This window comes from Paratractidigestivibacter sp. (assembly GCF_052362415.1).
In the GTDB taxonomy this organism is placed as follows: Bacteria; Actinomycetota; Coriobacteriia; order Coriobacteriales; family Atopobiaceae; genus Paratractidigestivibacter.
On record NZ_DAWEMK010000051.1, the window covers coordinates 5768 to 10226 of the forward strand.

At 66.6% G+C, this 4459-nt stretch carries 2 protein-coding genes and 1 pseudogene; 1 reads left to right on the forward strand and 2 read right to left on the reverse strand.

The features are described from left to right. Nucleotides 1-580: pseudogene (locus ACT84W_RS06455) on the reverse strand (sugar phosphate nucleotidyltransferase); the annotation flags it as partial. A 143-nt stretch (nucleotides 581-723) separates the two neighbouring features. Further along, the gene (glmS, locus tag ACT84W_RS06460; protein WP_444328612.1) at nucleotides 724-2574 is read right to left on the reverse strand and encodes a glutamine--fructose-6-phosphate transaminase (isomerizing); all 1851 of its coding nucleotides are present in this window, start codon (nucleotides 2572-2574) and stop codon (nucleotides 724-726) included. A gap of 270 nt (nucleotides 2575-2844) precedes the next feature. Here glmS and ACT84W_RS06465 point away from each other — a divergent pair. Further along, nucleotides 2845-4459: fructose-1,6-bisphosphatase (locus ACT84W_RS06465; protein ID WP_444328613.1), on the forward strand; the 1615-nt coding region annotated here is incomplete at its 3' end.

The window sequence follows — 4459 nt, forward strand, 5'->3', positions numbered from 1 at the left end:
GCTTCCAGACGGCGCCCTCGTCGTTCTCGCCAGCCTCGGGGAACTCGGCGATCGAGCCGACCTGCTTGCCGGCGATGATGCCGTAGCGCGAGACCTCGTCCTCGGGGCACGGGGCGACGGCGATGACGCTCGCGCCGCCGTGGGCCTTGGAGACCTCCATCATGCGGGGCAGGATCTTCTTGTCCGGGACCATGTAGTCGCCGAGGAGCACGAAGAAGGGCTCGTTGCCGGTGGCGTAGGAGGCGCAGCGGATGGCGTGGCCCAGGCCCAGCGGCTCGCTCTGGAAGCAGAAGTCGACGGGAAGGGAGCCGGCCTCCTTGACGGCCTCGGCATAGCCGGCCTTGTTGCGGGAGCGCAGCAGGTCCTCGAGCGCGAGGTCGGGCGTGAAGTAGCTCATGATCTGGGGCTTGGCCTGCGAAGAGACGATGATGCACTCGTCGACCTCCTCGGGGGCGAGCGCCTCCTCGACGACGTACTGGATGACCGGCTTGTCGAGGACGGGGAGCATTTCCTTCGGGGTAACCTTGGTGCCGGGAAGGAAGCGGGTGCCGAGGCCGGCGGCGGGGATGATCGACTTCATATGGGGGTCCTTTCGGGTTGTTCAGGCACGGGCGGGGCCGCGTGGCCGATGAACGTGTTGTTCGCATTATGTAACAAAGCGTTCGTCTATGGTACCCCCAACTCCCCCTGCGGGCGCGCAGCGCCCGCAGGGGGAGGTCCCACCTACTCGACGGTGACGGACTTCGCGAGGTTACGGGGCTTGTCGACGTCGCAGCCGCGCAGCAGCGCGACCTCGCGGCCGAGGAGCTGCAGGGGCACCGACGCGGTGATCGCCGAGAACGCGTCGCGGACGCGAGGCACGTAGATGACGTGGTCGGCGATCTTCTTGATGTCCTCGTCGCCCTCGGTCGCCACGACGATGATGGCCGCGCCGCGGGCGCGGCACTCCATGAGGTTGCTCACGGTCTTGTCGTAGGTGGGGCTCTTGGTCGCCACGGCGATCACGGGGAAGCCGGGCTCGATCAGGGCGATCGGGCCGTGCTTCATCTCGCCGGCGGCGTAGGCCTCGGCGTGCAGGTAGCTGACCTCCTTGAGCTTAAGGGCGCCCTCGTAGGCGATGGCAGAGCCCATGCCGCGGCCGACGAAGAGCGCGGAGTGCGCGTCCTTGCAGACCTTGGCGGCCTCGGCGATCGCCGGGCCCTGGGTATCGATGATGTGCTGGATCTGCTCGGCGGTGTCGCCCAGCTCGCGGAAGAGCAGGCGGCACTGCTTGGTGGTCAGGCGGTACTTGACCTGGCCGAGGAGCATGGCGAGCAGCGTCAGGCTCACGACCTGGCCGATGAAGCTCTTGGTCGAGGCGACCGCGATCTCCTTGTTCGCCTTGGTGTAGATGACGCCGTCGCTCTCGCGCGCGACGGGGCTGCCCACGACGTTCGTGATGCCGAAGACCTTGGCGCCCTTGATGCGCGCGTCGCGGATGGCGGCGAGGGTGTCGGCGGTCTCGCCGGACTGGGAAACGGCGACGACGAGCGTGGTCGGGGTGATGATGGGGTCGCGGTAGCGGAACTCGGAGGCCGCCTCAACCTCGGTCGGGATCCTCGCCCAGGCCTCGATGAGGTTCTTCGCGACGAGGCCGGCGTGGTAGGAGGTGCCGCACGCGATCACGTAGACGCGATCTATGTCGTTGAGCTCCTCGAGCGAGAGACCGAGCTCGTCGATGTCGAGCTCACCGGCGGCGGTCATGCGGCCGACGAGGGTGTCGCGCACGACGCGCGGCTGCTCGTGGATCTCCTTGAGCATGAAGTGGGGGTAGCCGCCCTTCTCGGCCATGTCGAGGTCCCAATCGACGTGGGTGACCTCGGGCTCGATGACGTTGCCCCCGGCATCGGTGTACTCGATGCCGTCGGGGGTGAGCTTGGCGAACTGGTCGTCGGCGAGGACCACGACGTCGCGGGTGGCGTCGATGAGGGCGATGACATCGGAGGCGACGTAGGAGCCGCGCTCGCCGCGGCCGATGACGATGGGCGAGTCCTTGCGGGCGACCGCGATGGTGCCCGGCTCGTCCGCGCAGACGACCGCGAGGCCATAGGCGCCGACGACGCGGGCGCAGGCGGAGCGGACGGCGGCCATCAGGTCATGCTCGGTCGTGTAGGCGTCCTCGATGAGGTGCGCGAAGACCTCGGTGTCCGTGTCGGAGCGGAACTCGTGGCCGGCGGCCGTGAGCTCCTCGCGGAGCTCCGCGAAGTTCTCGACGATCCCGTTGTGGACGACGGCGATGCGGCCGTCGCAGCTCACGTGCGGGTGCGCGTTGGCGGTGGAGGGGCGCCCGTGGGTGGCCCAGCGGGTGTGGCCGATGCCGCAGGTGGAGCTCTCCTTATAGCTCTCGAGTTCGGAGGCGAGGCCGGAGACCTTGCCCACGCGGCGGATCACGTCGAGGCGGGACTCCCCGTCGGCGCCGGCGACCTCGAGCGCCACGCCCGCCGAGTCGTAGCCTCGGTACTCCATGCGCGCCAGGCCCTCGATGAGGATCTGCTGCGCCTGGTCCTTGCCGGTGAATCCGATGATGCCGCACATACGGTGGTTCCTTTCGTTGGGGCGGTCCTGTGTGCACGAGAAGCGTTAGGTGACTGGTATTAGCTTTTCGATACCTGTGAGTGTACACTCTTCAAGTGGTATTGCAATTCAATAACCAGTGAACACGAAAACGCCATCGCTTCGACACTTTCCCAGGGCCGTTCCCAAGCCCGCGGTTTTTCCGCCAATTCCCGCAACTCACCGAATAGTCGGCGCCATGCCCCGGCGAATGTCACATGGTAGAGTGCATAACGCTCCCGAAAGGACCGCATGGATACCTTCATACCCCCGCGCTCGCCAAACGAGAAGTACCTCGACCTTCTCTCCGAGAAGTTCCCGACGACCCGCTCGGCCTATACCGAGATCATCAACCTCGAGGCCATCCTCAACCTGCCCAAGGGCACCGAGCACTTCGTCAGCGACGTGCACGGCGAGTACCACGCCTTCGAGCACATCCTCAACAACTGCTCCGGCGTCATCCGCGAGCGCGTCCGCTCGACCTTCGAGTTCCAGCTCACGACCGAGGAGCAGGCGGACCTCTGCACGCTGATCTACTACCCCACCCTGAAGCTCCAGCGCCTACGGGAAGAAGGGCGCCTGACCGAGGAGTGGTACGCCATCAACCTCATGCGCCTCGTGCGCCTGGCGCGCAGGCTCTCGGGCACCTACACGCGCTCGAAGGTCCGCAAGGCCATGCCGGTCGAGTACTCCTACATCATCGATGAGCTGCTCCACACCTCCTCCGACGAGCACGAGGAGCGCCTGGCCTACCATCAGCGCATCATCAGCTCGATCATCGACACCGGCAGCGCCGACGACTTCATCTGCTCGCTCGCCGCGCTGATCAAACGCCTCGCCGTCGATCATCTGCACCTCGTCGGCGACATCTTCGACCGCGGGCCGCGCGCCGACCGCATCATCGATCGCCTGAGCGCCTACCACTCCATCGACATCCAGTGGGGCAACCACGACATCGTGTGGATGGGCGCGGCCTCCGGCTCCGCAGCCTGTCTGGCCGCCGTGATCCGCAACAACGTGCACTACGACAGCCTGAAGATCCTCGAGAACGCCTACGGCGTGAGCTTGCGCGAGCTCACCGTGTTCGCCGAGCAGACCTACCGCCAAGACGACGGCATGGACCCGGTCGAGAAGGCGATCTCGGTCATCCTCTTCAAGCTCGAGGGCAAGGTGATCCTCCGCCACCCCAACTGGCAGATGGACGACCGGCTGCTCCTCGAGCACGTGGACCCCGCCCGCGGCCCGAAGCACCCCTACGAGCTGACCGAGGGCGAGCGCCAGGTCATGGACAACATGATGAGCGCCGTGCGCCACTCCGAGAAGCTCCAGGCCCACATCGGCTTCCTCTACGACCACGGCAGCGCATACCTCGTGCACAACGGCAACGTGCTCTTCCACGCGTGCGTGCCCATGAACGAGGACGGCACATTCTGCCCCGTCAACCACCAAGGCCAGATGCTCGCGGGCAAGGAGTACTACGACTACACCGACCGCCTCGCGCGCCGCGCGTGGCACGAGCACGACCAGGTCTCGCTCGACTGGATGTGGTACCTGTGGTGCGGGCGCCTCTCGCCGCTGTCCGGCCGCGTGATGAAGACCTTCGAGCGCACCTACCTCTCGGACAAGTCGACCTGGGAAGAGCCGCGCGACCCCTACTACGAGCACGTCGAGGACCCGGCCGCGTGCCGCATGATCCTCGAGGAGTTCGGCTGCAGCCCCGACGGCGTGATCATCAACGGCCACACCCCCGTCCACGCCGCCGCCGGCGAGAACCCCGTCAAGGCGGGCGGCATGCTCGTCGTCATCGACGGCGGGTTCTGCCAGGCCTACCACCAGACCACGGGCATCGCGGGCTACACGCTCATCG